The sequence below is a fragment of the Serratia sp. K1WW1 genome (assembly GCF_055790865.1).
This window is the reverse complement of the sequence record NZ_CM147697.1, coordinates 4,828,407-4,852,173: the sequence shown is the minus strand read 5'-3', so window position 1 is coordinate 4,852,173 and position 23,767 is coordinate 4,828,407. Positions and strand designations below refer to the sequence as shown.

At 61.4% G+C, this 23,767-nt stretch carries 1 protein-coding gene; it reads right to left on the bottom strand.

Going from position 1 to position 23,767, the window contains the following annotated elements:
* Window positions 1–43: 43 nt before the first annotated feature.
* The gene (locus ACX9GU_RS21950; RefSeq protein WP_473192902.1) at window positions 44–23,767 is read right to left on the bottom strand and encodes an Ig-like domain-containing protein; all 23,724 of its coding nucleotides are present in this window, start codon (window positions 23,765–23,767) and stop codon (window positions 44–46) included.

Here is a 23,767-nt window from a genome sequence, read left to right as displayed (position 1 = left end):
GGCTCGCTGTGTACCTGCCAGTGGCTGACGGATGGGCCGGGTACTACACCAGATTGACGTGCAGGCCTTGCTGCACCAGGACATCTCCCAGGGTGTTGCCGCTTTCAAGGGCGGAGTTGTGGTAAACGTCGAACACTTGGCCATCGACCGTCCGTTGGCCCACCGAGCTCCAGGTGCCGCCTTCGGCCTGGGTCAGATTGACCTGGTCACCGACGCTGCCCTTGATCAGCAGGTTGTCACTGGCAGCATCCTTGACGTTCAGCGCCTCGTGCAGATCCAGCGTGATGCTGTTAGTACCGCTGGTGCCCAAATCGAAGATATCGATGTGTTGCACCTTCAGGCCCAGCGCCGTCAGATCCAGGTTGAGGTTTTTGCCATCCAGCTCCAGGGTGTCGATACCCGCGCCGCCGTCGATCGACAGGAAGTCGAGGGCGTTGACGTGGATCACATCGTTACCGCTGCTGCCGTGGATGGTGTCGCCGCTGGCAGTAGTGCCATCCGCCAGATTGATGGTGACGCCGCCAATGCTGAAGGTGGTGTCCTCAACCGTGGTAACACCAGCGGTATCAACCGGCAGCGTTGGGTTCACCACCAGCGTGCTGGTGACTGGCTCGTTGGTCTCCGTGGTGGTCTGGGCACTGCTGACCTCGCTGGTTGGCGTGCTGCTATCGGTGGTGGTGTGCTGCACGGCGGCTACCTGAGCATGCTGTACCGCAGTGTGATCGGTGGTGCTGTCGGTGCTGGTATTTTCGGAACCCGACGTATCCAGCGACAGCGTTTCGACCGCCGCGTTAGCCGTCAACAGCAGTGGCAGTTCGATACCGGATGTCAGCCCCGCAGAGACGCTGACCCCGTTACCCGCCAGATCGGTGACCGAAGCTGCCACCACGGTGCCCAACAGAGTCGGGATCAGGTTGAACACAGTCAGACCCTTGAGGGCATTGGTGGTGTCGAATTTCACCGTCCAATGTCCGGTGGCGTCCACGGTGCCTTGCAAGGTGCTGCCCAGCAAGGTCACGCTAACCTTCGCGCCTTGCTGCACGTTCAGGCTGGTACCGCTGATGGACAGGCCGTTGGTCAGAATGCCCAGCGCACCAGTCAGGGTCCCTAGAGCATCGATGCCCAACAACGGCAGCGCGTGGATTTTCACCGTGGCGTTGGCGTTGGCCGAGCTGGTGTTACCGTAGCGGTCGGTGACGGTAACGCCGACCGACAATGGCCCATCTGCCAGATTGACCAGATTCAGGGTAGGAACGCTAACGCTCCATTTCCCGTCGTTGCCTACGGCGGCGCTCAATACCAGCCCCCCCACATTAACGCTGACGCTACCGCCGATGGCGTTGGTGGTGGTGCCTCCAATCAGCTGGTTCAGGTTGGCTTCGCTCAGGTTGAGGAAACCATCGCCAAACAGGCTGCCCAGGTTAACGGTCGGCAGGTTGTGGATCCCTACGCCCAGATCGGCGCTGATGCTGCCGGTTTTCCCTGCGGAGTTGGTCACCGAAACGCCCAGTGAAATATTGCCGTCCAGCAGGCTGGACAGGTTGAGCGGCGTCAGGCTGAGTGACCAACTGCCATCGGCTTTTACCTGGGTGGTGAAGGTATTGCTGCCCAGATGAACCTGAATGGTAGAGCCCGGTGCGTTGGTGGCATGACCGCTGATGATCTGGTTGCCAGTCGCTTCCAGCGCATTCAGCAGGCCATCGCCGCCGAACAGCGGATCCAGCGTCAGGGTTGGCAGGGCGTTGATCAGCACGTTGAGCGGGCTGACCTTGCTCACGGTGTTACCTGCCGCATCGGTGAGGCTGGCGGTGACGTTGGTCACGCCGTCCAACAGCCCTTGCAGATCCAGAGTTGGGATCGGCAACTGCCATTTGCCGGTGGCATCGACGCTGGTGGTGTAGGTGTGGCTGCCCAGCGTCAGGGTGATGGTGGTCCCGGCCGACACGTTACCTGCGTTACCGCTCAGGATCTGCGGTGACAACAGATCGCTCAGATCCAGCGTGCCGTTACCAAACAGTGGGTTCAGCGTCAGCGTTGGCAAGATGGTCGCTACGTTGAGGCCTACGCTGGCACCGCTGGTGTTACCTGCCGGATCGGTGACCGTGGCGCTGACGATCAGATTGCCCGCCGCCAGATCCGCCAACTGCAGCGGATTGATGGTGGCGCTCCAGCCACCGTCAGCACCGACGACGGCGTTCAGTTGCAGCGTGCCGACCTTGATCACCACCTGGGAACCGGCCGCCGCATTGGTGGTGGTCCCGCTGATGGTCTGGGTCAGCAGCGCTTCGGCCGCATTGAGGAAGCCGTCGCCGCCAAACAGCGGGTTCAGCGCCAGCGTTGGCAGCTTGTTGACGATCACATCGACCACGGTATTGAGCACACCGGTGTTGCCGGAGCCATCCAGCACCGAAACGCCAACGTTGATATTGCCGTCCAGCAGGGTGTGCAGATCGGCAGGTTGCAGCACCAGGCTGAACTTGCCGTCGGTACCGACGGTGGTCAGGAAGTCCTTACCACCAAGAGAAACCCGCACCTGTGCACCGGCGCTGGCGAAGGCCACGGTACCGCTGACGGTTTGTGCCACCAATGCTTCGGCCGCATTGAGGAAGCCATCGCCGCCAAACAGTGGATCGAGCGTGATCACCGGCAGTTTCACATCCAGCTGTAGCCCGGCGGTGGCGCTGGTGGTGTTACCCACTGCATCGGTCGCCGAGGCGGTGACGGTAAAGTTGCCGTTGCCCAGCCCTTGCAAGATACCGAGGATATCCGGCGTGACGGTGGCGCTCCATTTGCCGCCGTCGCCCACGATAGCCGTCAGCGTTTGCGAACCGGCAATATCCAGATTGATGGTGGCGCCCTTCGCCAGATTGGTGACGGTGCCGCCGATGGTCTGGTTCAGCAACAGGTCTGCCACGTTGAGGATGCCGTCGCCGAAGATCGGATCCAGCACGATGTGCGGCAGATTGTGGATGATGGCGGTGATATCGATGTTTTTGCTTACCACGTTGCCGGCAGAGTCGGTCACCGATACACCGAGCGCCAGATTGCCGTCGCTCAGAGCAGCCAGATCCAGCGGTGGGATCGACAGGCTCCAGGCGCCGCCCGCGCCGACGCTGGCGGTATAGGTTTTGGTACCCAGGCTGACGCTAACGCTGCCACCGCCGATACCGAGACCGTTAATCACCCCGCTGATGGTCTGAGACACACCGGCTTCTACCGCATTCAGCAGGCCATCGCCAAAGGCAACGACCGGGCCGATCACCGGCAGGTTGTGGGTCAGCACGTCGATATCGATCAGATCGTTGACCACGTTGCCGTGGGAGTCGACGATCTGCACGTTGACCTGCGCCAGACCATCACCCAACAGGTTGAGCTGGCTAGGCAGCAGTGACACGCTCCACTGGCCATTACCGCCAACCAGCGCATCCAGCGTAATGCCAGCGATGGTGACGTGAACAACCGCACCGTTGTAATCGCCGGTGGCGTTACCGCTGATCACCTGAGTCAGCAGCGATTCGGCCAGGTTCAGCACGCCATCACCGCCAAACAGGGCATTAACCCCCGCACCGAGCGTTTTGTTCAACGCCACGTTCAGCGTTACGTCGGTATGGCTGCTGTTGCCAGCGGTGTCGGTCAGCGTGACGCCGATGATCTGCGGCCCATCGGTCAGGCTTTGCAGATCGAGCGACGGCAGCGGAATGCTCCATTTACCATCCGGGCCAATCACCACGCTGGCGGTCAACGGCCCAAGCGTAACGGTGACGGTTTCGCCAATGCCGCCGGTCCCGGTTAATGCCTGGCCGAGCAGGGCTTCTGCCAGCGTCAGGATATTGTCCCCGGTCAGCAGATCGACCGACAGCAGCGGTGCCGTGGTATCGGTAGTAATGACGTGTGTTGCCGGCGTGGTGTTACCTGCGGCGTCGCTCAAGGTCGCATTGATGGTGCTGCTACCCTGCGGCAGGTTAACCAGATCTGCCGGTGGCACGTTGACCGACCAGGTGCCGGTGCCACTGACCTGCGCACTGTAGGTTTTGCCATTCAGCGTGACGGTGACAATGCGACCCGCTTCCGAGACCGAGGCGGTACCGGAGATTGCCTGGGCGACGGCGCTTTCACTGGCGTTCAACACGTCGTTACCCGCGAAGGTATTGATGGTGAGCGTCGGCGGAATGCGGTCTACCAAGACGGTTTCGCTGGCGGTAAATACCGTTGGCAGCGGTGACAGCAGCGTAGTACTGGCCGTAACCACGATGTTGCCGTCAACCGGGAAGGTCACCACGGTGCTGAAGGTACCATCTGCCAGTGTTGTGACCGGAATACCCAGTGGTAAGCCACCCACGGTAATGGTGACTACCTGCCCAAGGCCGATGCCACCGACCACTTTACCGGTCAGGTTGATGATCAAGCCCACTTCACTGGCGTTAACGATGTTATCGCCGGTGATCGGATCAACAGTAATAATCTGGTTCGGAGGCGTCAGGTTAACGGTGAAGTTGTGGTTGTCGACAGCGACGTTCCCGGCCTGATCGCTGACCTGAGCCGTGATATTTGGCGTCCCGCTCAGGGCTTTCAGATCGGCTGGTGGCACCGATACGCTCCAACTGCCATTCGCCAACACTACCCCGGTATAGGTTTTGCTGTTGAGCGTAACGGTCACTTGTTGCCCCACCGCGATGTTGGTGGAGGTACCGGTTATCAGCTGTACCGTTTGGCTCTCGGCATAGTTGATGATGTTATCCGTCGTAAAGTTACTGATGGTGACGGACGGCAGCGTGTTGACCGAAATATGTACCGAAGAACCGGCCGTGCCCTGGTTGCCTGCGGCATCCGTGGCGGTCACGGTGATGGTGTTATCGCCCTCGGCCAGCGCTTTTAGCTGTGGCGAAGTTAGCGCCAGGCTCCAGTTGCCGCCACTGACCTGTGCGGTAAAGGTTTGGCTACCGATCTTCACACTAACGGCTGTCGCGTCACCGGCGCTACCAGTGAGGACTTGCCCCAGGTTGGCCTCGGCCAGGTTGAGGAAGCCGTCACCGAACGGTGTGTTGATGCTTGGCACCGGCGCGGTGAGATCGCTGGTGAAGTTCAGTGCGCTGCTGTTGGTGTTGCCCGCGGCGTCGGTCGCCGTGACGGTCAGCACGTGTGGCCCATCCAGCAAGGTGCTCAGGGTGGCCGCAGGCAGCGGTAACGACCAGTTGCCGTTGATATCAACCTGCGCGTTGTAGCTGACGCCATTGACATCGATCACCACTTTCACCGCCTGGCCTGCGCCATTCACCCCGGTGGTGCCGGTGATCGTCAGCGCACCGGCGGCTTCGCTGATGCTCAGCACACCGTCAACGCCAAACGGCGGAACGATGGTTGGCAGCGGCAAGGTGAGAGAAGCGGTCACGTCCAGCGGTGCGGTGGTAGCCGTATTGCCAGCACGATCCTCGACGGTGACCTCAACGGTATGCTGCCCGTTGGTGAACACGGCAAGCTGTGCTGCGCTGAGTTGCAGAGACCAGCCACCCAGCCCATCGGCCTGAGCGGTAAAGATCTGCTGATTTGGCAGACCTTCGTCCACCGTCACCGTGACGATCTGGCCGCTGCCGATCAGACCGGTTTTGCCGGTCAGAGTTTGCGTCAGCGCGGCTTCGGCAATATTCAGCAGGCCATCGCCAAACGGCAGGTCCAGGGTTGGCAACGGCAGCTTGTTGACCAGGATCTCCAGCGAGCCGGTAGTGCTGTTGGTGTTACCCACCGCGTCGGTAACCGTCACCGTGACCGGCCAGTTGCCGTCCGGCAGGCCGAGCAGGGTGGCACTGTCGAGTGGCAGCGTCCAACTGCCGTCGGCATTTACCGTAGCGTTCAGGTTCAGGCCGTTGACGTTCACCTTCACGGTCTGGCCCAGATTGCTGGCGATGCCGGTGGTACCGGTGAGGGCTCCGCCCAGCAAGGCTTCGGCATGGTTGACAATGCCATCGATAAACGGCGTGTCAAACCCGGCCACCGGTAGCCCGGTGAGGATGCTGTCAAAGTCCAGCGTCGCGCCGTGGCTGTTGCCGCCTTTATCGGTAGCAACCACGCTGATGGTGTGTGGGCCATCCAGCAGCCCAAGCAGATCGGTGGTTGGCAGGGTGACACTCCACTGCCCGTTGTTGGCAACCGTGGCGTTGTAGTCTTTACCGTTGAGGCTGACCACCACCGTTTGACCGTTGCCGATAATACCGGTGGTACCGGTCAGCAACTGATTGACCCCGGCTTCCACCAGGTTCAGTGCGCCGTCGCCAAACGGCAGGTTAATGGTTGGATTCGGCAGGATATGCGACAGGATCTCCAGTGAACCACCGGCGCTGGCAGGGTTACCGGCTGCATCCACGGCGGAGACCACCACCTGCACGGTGCCGTCTGCCAGCAAGGCCAGGGCGTTGGCTGGGATTAGCGCGCTCCAGGTGCCATCGTTATTCACGATACCGTTCACCACGTAGGTGCCAATCTTGACCAATACCGGGGTGTTCACCAGCAGGTTAGCCGCTGCACCGCCAATTGGCGTTGCGATCCCCAGTTCGGCAATATTAAGGATATTGTCACCGAACAGCGGGTTCAGCGTCAGCGATGGCAGCGTATGGGTGTTGACCGCCACCGTGATGGAGTCTTCAACGCCGTTACCTGCGGCGTCGGTGACGCTCACGCCGATGGTCACGCTACCATCCAATAGCCCTTGCAGGATATTGCTTGGGATATTGACGCTCCATGCACCGGTCGTTGGATCCGCCAGGGCGGTGTAAACGTTGGCACCCAGCGTGACGGTAACGGTCAGGCCCGGATCGGTATGCCCGCTCAACACTTGTCCCAGTAGCGCTTCCGCCAGGTTCAGGATGCCGTCACCAGCGAAGATATCGATCTCCAGTAATGGTGGCACGGTGTCAACAGTGACGTTATGGGTGGCGCTGGCCGGGTTCTCGGCGACATCGGTCACCGAGGCAATCACGGTCTGCGAGCCTTGTGGCAATGCCTGCACGTCGGCTGATGGAACCGTTGCGCTCCAACTGCCGTCTGCTTGTACCACGGCGGTGTAGGTTTTGCCGTTAAGCAGCACGCTGACCACTTGGCCAGGCTGCACGTGGCTGGATCCTCCGCTGATGATGATGGCAGCTTTCGCCTCATTGGCGTTGATGATGTCATCACCGGCAATCACGTTGACCGACAGTTGCGGCAGATTGCCCGCATCGGTGATCACGGTGAGGTTGTGGTTGGCGGTGGCCTGGTTGCCAGAGGTATCGCTAACCGTGGCGGTGATGGTGTCTTTACCGTCTGGCAAGGCCCCCACATCCACCGCCGGAACCTGCAGGCTCCAACTGCCGTCCGCGCCAACGATGGCGGTGTAGGTTTTGCCATTGAGCGTTACGGTGACCTGTTGCCCCTGCTCGACGCGCTGGCTACCCCCGCTGATGGTCAGCGGCAGGTTGGATTCCGCCAGGCTGAGGTAGTCATCGCCGGACAGGGTGTTGATGGTCAACAGCGGCGCCTGGGCCGGGTCGGTATCCAGGGTGATGCCGTGGCTGACGCTGCCGGTGTTGCCAGCGGCGTCGGTCAAGGTGGCGGTGATGGAAGAGGCACCGTTCGGCAGGTTAGCCAGATCGCCAGCCGGAATGGTGACGCTCCAACTGCCGTCCGCCAGCACCAGCCCGTTATAGGTCAAGCCGTTGATGGTGACTTTCACCACCACAGGCTGGCCGCTGTCGTTGATCGGTGCAGTACCGGTGATTTGCAGCGCTTGCTGGCTTTCGGCGATGTTGATGATGTCATCACCGCTGATGGTGTTGATGGTCAGCACCGGCACGGTCAGATCGACCGTGGCGCTGGAGTTGATGCTGGAGGTGTTGCCAGCGATATCACCGACGGTGACCCCAATGCTGGTTGGGCCGTCAGGCAGGGCCGCCAGATCGGCACTTGGCACGCTCACGCTCCAGTTGCCGTTGTTATCGACGATGCCGGTATAGGTTTTCCCTCCCAGCACCACGCTGACGGTTTGCCCACTGCCGCTCACCCCGGTGGTGCCGCTCAGCGTTTGATCGCTGGTGGACTCCGCCTTGTTGAGGTAGCCATCACCGAACGGTGTGTTCAGGGTGGCAACCGGCAGGCTGTTGATCAGTACGCCCAACTGCTGCGAACCGGTGACCAGATTGCCCGCTTCGTCGGTGGCACTGACGGTGACGGTCAGTTTGCCATCGCCCAGGATTGTCAGGTCGGCTGAAGGAACGGTCGTCGTCCAACTGCCATCGGCCTGCACTGTCGCCTCGTAGAACTTACCGTTCAGCGCAATGGTGACGGTCGCACCGGTGGCAACGTTGGTGGAACTCCCGCTGATGCTGATCCCTGCGGCGGCTTCGATGGCGTTCAACTGGTTATCGCCGGTGATTGGAGCAATCGCCAGGGCGCTCTGGGTGAGATCGACCGTAACGTCATGAGTGGCGCTGGCCGGGTTACCGGCTTTATCGGTGACGTCGGCGGTGATCGTTAAGCTACCGTTGGTCAGCAGAGCCAGATCGGCCGCCGGTACGCTGGTGCTCCAGGAACCGTCTGCCTGCACGGTGGCGTTATAGATTTTGCCATTGAGGGTGATGGAAACGATCTGCCCGGCTTCAACATTCAGGCTGCTGCCGCTCAGGGTTTGCGTTGCCTGCACCTCGGCACCGTCAATAATATTGTTGCCCGCAAAGGTGCCGATCGTCAGCACCGGTGCGTTCAGCGCGCTGGCATCAACCCCGATGGCGTGGGTGACGCTGGTGCTGTTACCGGCGCTATCGGTCAGGGTGGCGACCAGGTTGTAGCTGCCATCGGACAGTGCGGTGAGATCGGCGGTTGGCAGCGAAGTGCTCCACGAACCGTCCGGCTGAACCACCGCAGTGTAGGTTTTACCGTTCAACGTCAGCGTCACGGTACGACCTGCATCCCCGATGGAGGCGGTGCCTGAGACGGTCTGGTTAAGCAGCACTTCTGCGCTGTTAAGCACGTCATCCCCGGCAATGACGCCGACGGTGAGGGTCGGAGCGACCTTATCGACCACTACGGTGCTACTCAGGGTGTTGCTGTTGCCCGCAGGATCGGTGACCACTACGTTGAGCAATGGCGTCCCGTCCGGCAATGCCTGCAGATCGCCAACCGGAACGGTGACGCTCCAGTTGCCGCTACCGTCCACCGTGGCGGTGTAGGTTTTGTCCCCAAGGGTCACTGTCACGATTTGCCCCGACGTGGTGATGCCGGTGGAGCCGGTAATGGTCTGCGGCTGGCCCGCTTCCGCGCTGTTCAAGATGCCATCGCCAAACGGCGTATTGAGGGTGGCGTCTGGCAGGTTATGGATAAATACGCCCAAGGTATGGCTGCTGCTGACCGGGTTACCGGCCTGGTCGACAGCGGAAACGCTCAGGTTGATATTGCCGTCTGCCAACAGCGCCAGATCGGCCGGTGGTACCAGCACGCTCCAGGAACCGTCCGCCAGCGTAATACCGGTGTAGGTTTTGCCGTTCAGCGTTACGGTCACGCTTGCGCCGGTGGCCAGATTGAGGCTGCTGCCGCTGATGGCTAATGGCAACAGGCTTTCGGCCAGGTTCAGCTTATCGTCACCGGCAATCACGTCGATGGCGATGCCGCTCAGGGCCGTGTTGACCAGCACGTTGTGCGTTGCTGTGGCCGGGTTACCGGAGGTATCGCTAACGGTGACGCTAATGGTGCTGTTGCCCTGAGCCAGTTGGCCCAGATCGGCGGCGGATACGCTGGTGCTCCAGGTACCGTCTGCCAGCACGGTGGCGGTGTAGGTTTTGCCATTCAGCGTGATGGTCACCAACTGGCCCGCTTCCACGTGGGTGGTGGTACCGCTCAGCGTCTGGCTGGTTTTCACCTCTGCGCCGTCGATAATATCGTTACCGGCAAACACATTGATGCTCAGGGTTGGCAGATCCAGCGGATTGGCGTCGACCGTCACGGTATGGGTGACGGTGGTGGTGTTGCCCGCCGCATCGCTCAGGGTAGTGGTTAATGGATAACTGCCATCGCCAATTGCTTGCAGATCGGCGCTTGGGATGGTGGCACTCCAGGTGCCGTCGTTGGCGACTACCCCGGTATAGGTCTTACCGTTGAGGGTTATCGTGACGGTCCGCCCGGCATCGCCGATGGAAGCGGTGCCGGAAACTACCTGGTCGCTGAGGCTTTCCAGGGCGTTAACCTTGTCATCCCCGGCAAACGGCTTGACCGCCAGAGTTGGTGGCACCAGATCGACCTGTGCCGTAGTGCTGCCAGGTACGCTGTTACCCGCGGAGTCCGTAGCGGATACGCTGATGGTATTGCTGCCCGCTGGCAGGTTTTGCAGATCGGCCGATGGGATGGAAACGCTCCAGTTACCGCTGCCATCCACGGTTGCGGTATAGGTTTTTCCACCCAGAGTGACGATCACGCTTTGTCCCGCACCAGGGATGCCGGTGCTGCCGCTCAGCAGTTGTGCCGTGGCGGCTTCAGCTTGATTGAGGAAACCATCGCCAAACGGCAGATTGATGGTTGGCTCTGGCAGGGTATGGATATGCACATCCAGCGAATGACTGTTGCTGACCGGATCGACTCCTGGGTTGGAGACGCTGGCGGTGACCGTGGTCAAGCCGTCTTGCAGTGCCAGCAGATCGGCGCTGTTCACCGATACGCTCCAACTGCCGTTGGCCAGAACGACGCCGGTGTAGGTTTTACCGTTCAAGGTTACGGTAACGGTTTGGCCAGCGTTCACATTGACCGTGGTCCCGCTGATGGTCAGCGGCTGTGAGGCTTCGGTCAGGTTCAGCTTATCGTCACCGGCAATCAGGTTAATGGCGATGCTTTCCACCGCCGTATCAACGCTGATGGTATGGCTGCCGGTGGCCGGGTTGCCTGCCCGATCGCTGACGCTGGCGGTGATGGTGGCCTGGCCGTTGGCCAGCAACGCCATATCCGCCGCCGGAACGTTAACGCTCCAGGCGCCGCCCAGCTGCACGGTGGCGAAGTAGGTTTTGCCGTTCAAGGTCAGGGTAACGGTCTGGCCCACCTCGACATTGGTGGTGGTACCGGACAGGGCCTGAGTGACCAGCGCTTCGGCCCCGTTAACGATATCGTCCCCGGCGAATGCGCCAATGCTCACCGTTGGCAGATTGGCCGGGTTGGCATCGATATTGAGGCTGTGGGTGACGCTGGTGCTGTTGCCAGCCGCATCGGTGAGGGTGGCGACCAGGTTATGGTTGCCATCGGTGAGCGCCTGCAGATCGGCGGCAGGCACGCTGGTGTTCCACGAGCCATCCGGTTGCACCACAGCGGTGTAGGTTTTGCCGTTCAAGGTCAGGGTGACGGTGCGGCCTGCATCCGCGACCGAGGCGGTGCCGGACACGGTTTGTGCCACCAGCACTTCGGCGGCGTTCAGCACATCATCCCCAGCAACCAGACCCACGGTGAGGGTAGGCGCAGTTGCATCAACGGTGACGGTGGTGTTCAGCGTATTGCTGTTACCGGCGGCATCGGAGACCACTACGGACAAGGCTGGTGTGCCGTCTGGCAACGCTTGCAGATCGGCAGAAGGGACGCTGACGCTCCAGTTGCCGCTGCCGTCCACGGTGCCGGTGTAGGTTTTACCGCCCAGGGTGACCGTGACGGTCTGGCCTGGCGTGGTGATGCCGGTGGACCCCGTGATGGTTTGCGGCTGGCCCGCTTCGGTACCGTTCAGAATGCCGTCGCCAAACGGTGTATTCAGCGTGGCGTCTGGCAGGCTATGGATAAATACGCCCAGGTTGTGGCTGTCGCTGACCGGGTTACCGGCCTGATCGGTGGCAGTGACGGTCACGGTAGCGGTGCCATCGGCCAGCAAGGCCAGATCGGCCGCAGGCACGGAGACGCTCCATGAGCCATCTGCCAGCGTGGTGCCGGTGTAGGTTTTGCCGTTCAAGGTCACGGTAACCGTGGCGCCGACGGCCAGATTGGTGCTGCTACCGCTGATTGCCAACGGCAGTTGGCTTTCCGCCAGGTTGAGTTTGTCATCACCCGCGATCACGGCAATCGACAGCCCGCTGAGGTCGGTATCTACGGTCACGTCATGACTGCCGCTGGCCGGGTTGCCTGCGGTGTCGTTGACGCTGGCGGTGATGGTGGTCTGGCCGTTGGTCAACAGCGCCAGGTCGGCAGCCGGTACGCTGGTGCTCCAGGAACCATCGGCCAGCACGGTAGCGGTGTAGGTTTTACCATTCAGCGTAATGGTCACGATCTGGCCTGCTTCCACATGAGTGGAGGTGCCGGACAGGGTCTGGGCGGTTTTAACTTCCGCGCCGTCGACAATGTCGTTACCAGCAAATACACCGATGCTGACGGTTGGCAGGTTGGCCGGGTTGGCGTCGACGTTGATGCTGTGGGTGACGCTGGTGCTGTTGCCTGCGGCATCGATGAGGATTGCCACCAGATTGTGGCTACCGTCGCTGAGCGCCTGCAGATCGGCAGCGGGCACGCTGGTGCTCCACGAACCATCCGGTTGCACCACGGCGGTGTAGGTTTTGCCGTTCAAGGTCAGGGTGACGGTGCGACCCGCATCCGCGATCGAGGCGCTGCCGGAGACGCTCTGTGCCACCAGCACTTCGGCGGCGTTCAGCACATCATCGCCAGCAATCAGGCCCACGGTGAGGGTAGGCGCGGTTGCATCGACGGTGACGGTGGTATTCAGCGTATTGCTGTTACCTGCGCTGTCAGTAACCGTGACGGTCAAAGCTGGCGTGCCGTCTGGCAGCGCTTGCAGATCGGCAGAAGGAACGCTGACGCTCCAGTTGCCGCTGCCATCCACGGTGCCGGTGTAGGTTTTACCGCCCAGGGTGACCGTGACGGTCTGGCCTGGTGTGGTGATGCCGGTGGACCCCGTGATGGTTTGCGGCTGACCTGCTTCTGCGCCATTCAGAATGCCATCGCCAAACGGCGTGTTCAGCGTGGCGTCTGGCAGGCTATGGATAAACACGCCCAGATCGTGGCTGCCGCTGACCGGGTTACCAGCCTGATCGACGGCGGTCACGCTGAGAGTGGCGGTGCCATCGGCCAGCAAGGCCAGATCGGCCGCAGGCACGGTGACGCTCCAGCTACCGTCTGCCAGCGTGGTGCCGGTGTAGGTTTTACCGTTGAGCGTGACGGTCACGGTTGTCCCCGTGGCCAGGTTGGCACTGCCGCCGTTGATGGTGAGTGGCAGCAGGCTTTCGGCCAGATTCAGCTTGTCGTCACCGGCAATTACGGCAATCGACAGGCCGCTCAGGTTGGTGTCGATGGTCACGTCATGGCTGGCACTGGCCGGGTTCCCGGCGCTGTCGCTGACGGTGGCGGTAATGGTGGTCTGGCCGTTGGCCAGCAGTGCCAGATCGGCAGCCGGTACGCTGGTGCTCCAGGACCCATCGGCCAGCACGGTGGCGGTGTAGGTTTTGCCGTTCAGCGTGATGGTGACGGTCTGGCCCGCTTCCACATGGGCAGTGGTGCCAGACAGGGTCTGAGCGGTTTTCACCTCTGCGCCGTCGATAATGTCATTACCAGCAAATACACCGACGCTGATGGTCGGCAGGTTGGCCGGGTTGGCATCGACGTTGATGCTGTGGGTCACGCTGGTGCTGTTGCCCGCAGTATCGGTGAGAGTGGCGACCAGGTTATGGCTACCGTCGCTGAGCGCTTGCAGATCGGCGGCGGGCAGTGACGCACTCCACGAACCATCCGGTTGCACCACGGCGGTGTAGGTTTTGCCGTTCAAGGTCAGGGTGACGGTGCGGCCAGCATCACCAATCGAGGCGGTGCCGGATACGGTTTGTGCCACCAGTACTTCGGCGGCGTTCAACACATCGTCGCCAGCAATCAGGCCCACGGTCAGGGTTGGTGCGGTTGCATCAACGGTGACGGTGGTGTTCAACGTATTGCTGTTACCGGCGGCATCGGTGACCACTACAGACAAGGCCGGTGTGCCGTCTGGCAGCGTTTGTAGGTCGGCAGAAGGTATGCTGACGCTCCAGTTGCCGTTGGCATCCACGGTGCCGGTATAGGTTTTACCGCCCAGGGTGACCGTGACGGTCTGGCCAGGCGTGGTGATGCCGGTAGAGCCCGTGATGGTCTGCGGTTGGCCCGCTTCCGTGCCGTTCAGGATGCCATCGCCAAACGGCGTGTTCAGCGTGGCGTCCGGCAGAGTGTGGATAAACACGCCCAGATTATGGCTGTTGCTGACCAGGTTGCCGCCCTGATCGACGGCGTTGACGCTGACGGTGGCGGTGCCATCAGCCAGCAGTGCCAAATCGGCGGCCGGGACCTGAACGCTCCAGGAACCGTCTGGCAGGGTCAGGCCGATGTAAATCTTGCCATTCAACGTCACAGTGACGATGGCTCCGAGCGGCAGATTGGCGCTGTCGCCGGAGATCGTCAGCGGCTGCAGACTTTCGGCCAGATTCAGTTTGTCATCTCCTGCGATCACGGAGATGGACAGCCCACTGAGATTGGTATCGACGGTCACGTCATGGCTGGCGTTGGCCGGGTTCCCGGCGCTGTCGCTGACGGTGGCGGTGATGGTGGTCTGGCCGTTGGCCAACAGTGCCAGATCGGCAGCCGGTACGCTGGTGCTCCAAGTGCCATCTACTAGCACGGTGGCGGTGTAGGTTTTGCCGTTCAGCGTGATGGTGACGGTCTGGCCCGCTTCCACATGGGTGGTGGTACCGGTCAGGGTCTGGGCGGTTTTCACCTCTGCGCCGTCGACAATGTCGTTACCGGCGAACACGTTGATGCCGAGTGTCGGCAGGTTGGCCGAGTTGGCATCCACACCGAGGACATGGGTAGTGCTGGTGCTGTTACCCGCGGCATCGGTGAGGGTGGCGACCAGGTTATGGTTGCCATCGGCGAGTGCCTGCAGATCGGCGGTGGGTAGGCTGGTGCTCCACGATCCATCCGGTTGCACCACAGCGGTGTAAATCTTGCCGTTCAATGTCAGGGTCACGGTGCGCCCTGCATCGGCAACGGACGCAGTGCCGGACACGGTCTGCGCCACCTGTACTTCCGCGGCATTCAATACATCATCCCCAGCCACCACGTTAACGGTGAGGGTTGGCGCAGTCGCATCAACGGTGACGATGGTATTCAGCGTATTGCTGTTGCCCGCGGCATCCGTAACGGTTACGGACAGGGTAGGCGTGCCGTCCGGCAGCGCTTGCAGATCGGCCGCAGGAATGGTGGCGCTCCAGTTGCCGCTGCCGTCCACGGTGCCGGTATAGGTTTTACCGCCTAGGGTGACCGTGACGGTCTGGCCAGGCGTGGTGATGCCGGTAGAGCCCGTGATGGTTTGCGGCTGACCCGCTTCCGTGCCATTCAGGATGCCATCGCCAAACGGCGTGTTCAGCGTGGCTGCTGGCAGACTATGGATAAACACACCCAGATCGTGGCTGCCGCTGACCGGGTTACCGGCCTGATCGACGGCGGTGACGGTCACGGTGGTGGTGCCATCGGCCAGCAATGCCAAGTCGGCGGCAGGTACGGAGACGCTCCAGGAGCCGTCTGCCAATGTGGTGCCGGTGTAGGTTTTACCGTTCAAGGTGACGGTAACCGTTGCTCCCACGGCCAGGTTCTGACTGCTGCCATGGATTGCCAGCGGCAGTTGGCTTTCTGCCAGGCTGAGTCTGTCATCGCCCGCGATCGCGGCGATGGATAGCCCGCTGAGATCGGTATCGACGGTCACCTCATGGCTGGTGTTGGCCGGGTTCCCGGCGCTGTCGCTGACGGTGGCGGTAATGGTGGTCTGGCCGTTGGCCAGCAGCGCCAGATCGGCAGCCGGTACGCTGGTGCTCCAGGATCCATCCGCCAAGACGGTCGCCGTGTAGGTTTTGCCGTTCAAGGTAATAGTGACAGTCTGACCGGCTTCCACATGGGTGGTGGTGCCGGACAGGGTTTGAGCGGTCTTCACCTCCGCGCCGTCGACAATGTCGTTACCGGCAAATATGCCGATGCTGACGGTTGGCAGGTTGGCCGGGTTGGCGTCGACATTGATGCTGTGGGTGACGCTGGTGCTGTTGCCCGCCGCATCGGTGAGGGTGGCGACCAGATTGTGGCTGCCGTCGGCCAGGGCGGCGAGGTCGGCCGCAGGCAGGCTAGTGCTCCACGAACCATCTGGCTGCACCACGGCGGTGTAGGTTTTGCCGTTCAAGGTCAGGGTGACGGTGCGGCTCGCATCGGCAACGGACGCGGTGCCGGACACGGTCTGTGCCACCAACACTTCGGCAGCATTCAGCACATCATCCCCGGCAATCAGACCCACGGTGAGGGTAGGCGCGGTTGCATCGACGGTAACGGTGGTATTCAGCGTATTGCTGTTCCCTGCGGCATCCGTGACCGTGACGGTCAAGGCTGGCGTGCCGTCAGGCAGCGCTTGCAGATCGGCAGAAGGGACGCTAACGCTCCAGTTGCCGTTAGCATCCACGGTGCCGGTATAGGTTTTACCGCCCAGGGTGACGGTGACGGTCTGGCCTGGCGTGGTGATACCTGTGGTGCCGGTGAGGGTCTGCGGTTGACCCGCTTCTGCGCCATTCAGGATGCCATCGCCAAACGGTGTATTCAGCGTGGCTTCTGGCAGGGTGTGGGTAAAGACGCCCAGGTTGTGGCTGTCGCTGACCGGATTACCGGCCTGATCGACGGCGGTGACGGTCACGGTGGCGGTGCCATCGGCCAGCAACGCCAGATCGGCCGCAGGCACGGTGACGCTCCAGGAGCCGTCTGCCAGCGTGGTGCCAGTGTAGGTTTTACCATTGAGCGTGACAGTCACTGTCGTGCCCGTGGCCAGGTTAGCACTGCTGCCATTGATGACCAGTGGCAGTTGGCTTTCTGCCAGGCTGAGTTTGTCGTCACCCGCGATCACGGCGATAGACAGCCCGCTGAGATCGGTGTCGACGGTCACGTCATGACTGCCGTTGGCCGGGTTCCCGGCGCTGTCGCTGACGGTGGCGGTGATGGTGGTCTGGCCGTTGGCCAGCAGCGCCAGATCCGCAGCCGGTACGCTGGTGCTCCAGGAGCCATCTGCCAAGACGGTGGCGGTGTAGGTTTTACCGTTCAGGGTGATAGTGACGGTCTGGCCCGCTTCCACATGGGTGGTGGTGCCGGACAGGGTTTGAGCGGTCTTCACCTCTGCGCCATCGACAATGTCGTTACCGGCAAATATGCCGATGCTGAGCGTTGGCAGATTGGCCGGGTTGGCGTCGACGTTGATGCTGTGGGTGACGCTGGTGCTGTTACCTGCCGCATCGGTGAGGGTGGTGACCAGATTGTGGCTGCCGTCGGCCAGGGCGGCGAGGTCGGCCGCAGGCAGGCTGGTGCTCCATGAACCATCTGGCTGCACCACGGCGGTGTAGGTTTTGCCGTTCAAGGTCAGGGTGACGGTGCGGCCCGCATCGGCAACGGAAGCGGTGCCAGACACGGTCTGTGCCACCAGCACTTCGGCGGCGTTCAGCACATCATCCCCGGCAATCAGGCCCACTGTCAGAGCTGGTGCCGTCGTATCGACGGTAACGGTGGTGTTCAAGGTGTTGCTGTTCCCGGCGGCATCGGTCACCGTGACGGTCAAGGCTGGCGTGCCGTCAGGCAGCGCTTGCAGATCGGCAGAAGGGACGCTAACGCTCCAGTTGCCGTTAGCATCCACGGTGCCGGTATATGTTTTACCGCCCAGTGAGACGGTGACGGTCTGGCCTGGCGTGGTGATACCTGTGGTGCCGGTGAGGGTCTGCGGTTGACCCGCTTCTGCGCCATTCAGGATGCCATCGCCAAACGGTGTATTCAACGTGGCTTCTGGCAGGGTGTGGGTAAAGACGCCCAGGTTGTGGCTGTCGCTGACCGGATTACCGGCCTGATCGACGGCGGTGACGATCACGGTGGTGGTGCCATCGGCCAGCAAGGCCAAGTCGGCGGCAGGCACGGAGACGCTCCAGGAGCCGTCTGCCAGCGTGGTGCCAGTGTAGGTTTTACCGTTCAGGGTGACGGTAACCGTAGTCCCGACGGCCAGATTGGCGCTGCTGCCGTTAATGGCCAGCGGCAGTTGGCTTTCTGCCAGGCTGAGTTTGTCATCGCCCGCGATAATGGCGATAGACAGGCCGCTGAGATCGGTGTCGACGGTTACGTCATGGTTGGCGCTGGCTGGGTTCCCTGCGCTGTCGTTGACGGTGGCAGTGATGGTGGTCTGGCCGTTGGCCAGCAGCGCCAGATCCGCAGCCGGTACGCTGGTGCTCCAGGAACCGTCTGCCAGCACGGTGGCGGTGTAGGTTTTGCCGTTTAGTGTGATGGTGACGGTCTGGCCCGCTTCCACATGAGTGGTGGTACCGGTCAGGGTCTGAGCGGTTTTCACCTCTGCGCCGTCGACAATATCGTTACCGGCAAATACGCCGATGCTCAGAGATGGCAGAGTGGCCGGGTCGGCATCGACGTTGATGCTGTGGGTGACGCTGGTGCTGTTGCCCGCCGCATCGGTGAGGGTGGCGACCAGATTGTGGCTGCCGTCGGCCAGGGCGGCGAGGTCGGCCGTAGGCAGGCTGGTGCTCCATGAACCATCTGGCTGCACCACGGCGGTGTAAGTCTTGCCGTTCAAGGTCAGGGTCACGATGCGGCCCGCATCGGCGACCGAGGCAGTACCAGACACGGTTTGTGCTACCAGCACTTCGGCGGCGTTCAGCACATCATCGCCAGCAATCAGCCCCACGGTCAAGGTTGGCGCGGTCTCATCGATGGTGACGGTGGTGTTCAGCGTATTGCTGTTCCCGGCGGCATCGGTCACCGTGACGGTCAAGGCTGGCGTGCCGTCTGGTAGCGCTTGCAGGTCGGCGCTTGGCAGCGTGACGCTCCAGTTGCCGTTGGCATCCACGGTACCGGTATAGGTTTTACCGCCCAGGATGACGGTGACGGTCTGCCCTGGCGTGGTGATGCCGGTGGAGCCGGTGAGGGTCTGTGGCTGACCCGCTTCTGCGCCGTTCAGAATGCCATCGCCAAACGGCGTGTTCAGGGTGACGTCCGGCAAACCATGGATAAATACGCCCAGGTTGTGGCTGTCGCTGACCGGGTTACCGGCCTGATCGACGGCGGTGACGGTCACGGTGGCGGAGCCATCGGCCAGCAACGCCAAGTCAGCGGCAGGTACGGAGACGCTCCAAGAGCCGTCTGCCAGCGTGGTGCCAGTGTAGGTTTTACCGTTCAGGGTGACGGTAACCGTAGTCCCGATGGCCAGATTGGCGCTGCTGCCGTTAATGGCCAGCGGCAGTTGGCTTTCCGCCAGGCTGAGTTTGTCATCACCAGCAATGACGGCGATAGACAGCCCGCTCAGGCTGGTGTCGACTGTCACGTCATGGCTGGCACTGGCCGGGTTCCCGGCGCTGTCGCTGACGGTGGCGGTAATGGTGGTCTGGCCGTTGGCCAACAGCGCCAGATCGGCAGCCGGTACGCTGGTGCTCCAGGAACCATCGGCCAGCACGGTGGCGGTGTAGGTTTTACCGTTCAGGGTGATGGTGACGGTCTGTCCGGCTTGCACATGGGTGGTGCTCCCCGAGATCGTCTGAGCAGTTTTCACCTCTGCGCCGTCGACAATATCGTTACCGGCAAATACGCCGATGCTCAAGGATGGCAGATTGGCCGGGTCGGCATCGACGCTGACGCCGTGGGTGATGCTGGTGCTGTTGCCTGCGGCATCGGTGAGGGTGGCGACCAGATTGTGACTGCCGTCGGCCAGGGCGGCGAGGTCGGCCGCAGGCAGACTGGTGCTCCACGAACCATCAGGTTGTACCACGGCAGTATAAGTCTTGCCGTTCAAGGTTAGGGTCACCGTGCGGCCCGCATCCGCGACCGAGGCGGTACCAGATACGGTCTGCGCTACCTGCACCTCAGCAGCGTTGAGGATATCGTCGCTCGCGATAGTGTTGATGGTGAGGGTTGGCGCGGTCTCATCGACGGTGACGGTGGTGTTCAGCGTATTGCTGTTGCCCGCCGCATCGGTAACCGTGACGCTCAGTGCTGGCGTACCGTCTGGCAATGCTTGCAGATCGGCCGCAGGAATGGTGACGCTCCAGTTGCCGTTGGCATCCACGGTGCCGGTATAGGTTTTACCGCCCAGGGTGACCGTAACGGTTTGCCCAGGCGTGGTGATACCTGTGGTGCCGGTGAGGGTCTGCGGTTGGCCCGCCTCTGCGCCGTTCAGGATGCCGTCGCCAAACGGCGTGTTCAGGGTCACGTCCGGCAGGCCATGGATAAATACGCCCAGGTTGTGGCTGTCGCTAACCGGGTTACCGGCCTGATCGACGGCGCTCACGGTCACGGAGGCGGTACCATCGGCCAGCAACGCCAGATCGGCGGCAGGCACGGTGACGCTCCAGGAGCCGTCCGCCAGGGTAGTGCCGGTGTAAGTTTTACCGTTCAGGGTCAGGGTGACCGTAGTTCCGACGGCCAGGTTGGCACTGCTGCCGCTGATGACCAATGGCGACTGGCTTTCTGCCAGGCTGAGTTTGTCATCACCGGCAATGATGGCGATAGACAGCCCGCTCAGGCTGGTGTCGACGGTCACGTCATGGCTGGCGCTGGCCGGGTTCCCGGCGCTGTCGCTGACGGTGGCGGTAATGGTAGTCTGACCGTTGGCCAGCAGCGCCAGATCGGCAGCGGGTACGCTGGTGCTCCAGGAACCATCGGCCAGCACGGTGGCGGTGTAGGTTTTACCGTTCAGGGTGATGGTGACGGTCTGTCCGGCTTGCACATGGGTGGTGCTCCCCGAGATCGTCTGAGCGGTTTTCACCTCTGCGCCGTCGACAATATCGTTACCGGCAAATACGCCGATGCTCAGAGATGGCAGAGTGGCCGGGTCGGCATCGACGTTGACGCCGTGGGTGACGCTGGTGCTGTTACCCGCGGCATCGGTGAGGGTGGCGACCAGATTATGGCTGCCGTCGGCCAGAGCGGCGAGGTCAACTGCTGGCAGTGAAGCGCTCCAGGTGCCGTCCGCTTGTACCACAGCAGTGTAGGTCTTGCCGTTCAAGGTCAGGGTGACGGTGCGGCCCGCATCGGCAACGGACGCAGTGCCGGACACGGTCTGCGCCACCTGCACCTCGGCAGCGTTGAGGATATCGTCGCCCGCGATGGTGTTGATGGTGAGGGTTGGCGCGGTCTCATCGATGGTGACGGTGGTGTTCAGTGTATTGCTGTTGCCCGCCGCATCGGTAACCGTGATGGTCAAGGCCGGTGTGCCGTCTGGCAACGCTTGCAGATCGGCGGCAGGGATGGTGACGCTCCAATGGCCGCTGCCATCCACGGTGCCGGTATAGGTTTTACCGCCCAGGGTGATGGTGATGGTCTGGCCCGGGCTGGTGATGCCGGTGGTGCCGGTAAGCGTCTGTGGCTGACCCGCTTCTGCGCCGTTCAGGATGCCGTCACCAAACGGCGTGTCCAGAGTCACCGCAGGCAAATCATGAGTGTAAACGTCCAGATTATGCGTGGTGGTCACGGTAGAACCATCGTTACCTGTCACGCTGGCAGAAATACTGTTGCTGCCTTCGGCCAGCAGTTGCAGATCGGCGCTAGGCACCTGCAATGTCCAACTGCCGTCCGCCAATACCAGTGCGGTATAGGTTTTGCCATTTAGCGTGACGGTAACGGTAGCCCCGGCAGCGACGTTGGCCGTGGTACCACTGATGGCGAGCGGAAGTCCGGCTTCGACGGCGTTGAGCTTATCGTCGGAAGAGACAATACCGATATTGATTGCCGAAGCATTGCTGTCTACGGTGATCGCTTGTGGGGCGGTAGTGGTGGTATTGCCTGCCTGATCGCTGAGCGTGGCGATCATCTCATAGCTACCGTTGATCAACGCGGCCATATCCGCGGCTGGCACGCTGATGCTCCATTTGCCATCGGCACCTACGATGCCGGTATAGGTTTTGCCATTGAAGGAAACGCTGACCACCTGCCCAGCTTCGCTGACGGAAGCGGTGCCGGTGATGTTTTGCGCCGATTTTTGCTCGTCGACGGTGATCAAATCGTCGCCGGTAAATTTATCCAACGTCAGCACCGGTGGCACGGTATCTACCTGCAAGTGCTCCGTCACGGTAGTGCTGTTGCCTGCGGCGTCGGTAGCCGTCACGGTGAGGGTATTATCCCCTTGAGCCAACGCCTGCAGGTCTGCGGCAGGCAGTACCAGGCTCCACTTGCCATCCCCGCCAGTGACTGTCGTGTAGGTTTTACCATTCAGGGTAACGACAATGGTCTGGCCCGGATTGCTGGTGCCGCTCAGGGTCTGTGATGTTTGCGCCTCGGCGGCGTTGAGTACGTCGTCTCCGGCCAGTTTGTTGACGGTCAGCACCGGGGCGGTCAAATCGACGATGATGTTCTCATGCGCATTGGCGCTTTGGCCTGCTTTGTCGGTGACGGTGGCATTAAGCGTGATCGAGCCATTGGCCAGCGCGGCCAGATCGGCGGCAGGCAGTGAAAGCGACCAACTGCCATCGCCTTGAACCACGGCGCTATAGGTTTTGCCGTTCAAGGTGATGGTAACGGTTTGCCCCGCTTGAACATTTTGCGTATGGCCGCTCAGCGTTTGGGGGCTTTTCGCTTCGTTGGCGTTGATTACGTTATCGCCGGTCAGGGCGTTAATCGTGATCTGCGGGTTAGGATTAACTACGGTGGTATCAACCGAGATCTGATGATCGACCGTGGTTTGGTTGCCCACTTTATCGACGGAGGTCACGATTAACTCGTAGTTACCGTTTTTCAGCAAAGCCAGATCTGCCGCAGGCAGTTGCAGGCTCCATTTGCCGTCGCTACCCACCGTGGTGGTGTAGGTTTTACCGTTCAAGGTAATCGTAATGGTCAGCCCGGCTTCGCCGGTACCGCTCAGCGCCTGTGCCGCTTTTAACTCTGCACCGGTCAGGTGGTCATCGCCGGTCAGCTTGTTGACGGTCAAGACAGGCGGGGTGGTATCGACCAGTACGCTGATCGTTTTTTCGACGCTGATCCCATCCTGGTTAGTCAGTTTAACCGTCAGTTGATAATTGCCGTCTTTCAGGCCAGCAAGCGCGGCGGAGCTAAAGTCAAAGTTCCACTTGCCATCGGCCCCGACGGTAGTGGTGTAACTTTTGCCGTTGAGCGTCAGCGTGATGGTCACGCCCGCGGCAACGCCGGTGGTCAGGCCGCTCAGTAACTGGGCAATTTTAACTTCACTGGCGTTGAGAACGTTGTCCTGGCCCAGCTTCCCGACGGTCAGGGTCGGTTGTTCTGGCGGTACGGACGGTTCGTCATTGTTGTGATCGTTTTTCCCCGTCCCGGTAGCGATGGCGACGCCAGCCCCAAGCGCCAGGCCAGCCAGAATGGCGGCGATGGCACCGTTGGACAATTCATGATTGTTAATCAGCAGAGGCGAAACGTCAGACAGTGATTCAAACTGCGGTGTGATCAGCATTGGTTCGGCGGTAGCGGCGGTTGCCGGGAATATCGCGTGCTGGATGGCACCATTGCCATCATCAAACACCAATTCGCTGTGTTTGCCGTCGGCGTCCACCTCAAAGAAGCTCTGATAACGCACCGTTGTGCCATCTTTCATGTGTACGATCAGATCGTTACCTTGGCGTTCATAGCTGCTCACCAAAGCCTGAGTGCCGTGGATACGCACAATGCTGCTTTGCGTCAGGCTGACGGAACTGGTACCGGTTGCTACGTCAGCGATTCTTGCGCCGCCATGACGAGCAATAATATCAACAGCCCCAAGGGTAAAATTGGATTGTGCCAT

What these genes read in the sequence shown, in the direction of transcription:
- ACX9GU_RS21950 (WP_473192902.1), bottom strand. Translation starts at nt 23,767, where the DNA reads ATGGCACAATCCAATTTTACCCTTGGGGCTGTTGATATTATTGCTCGT.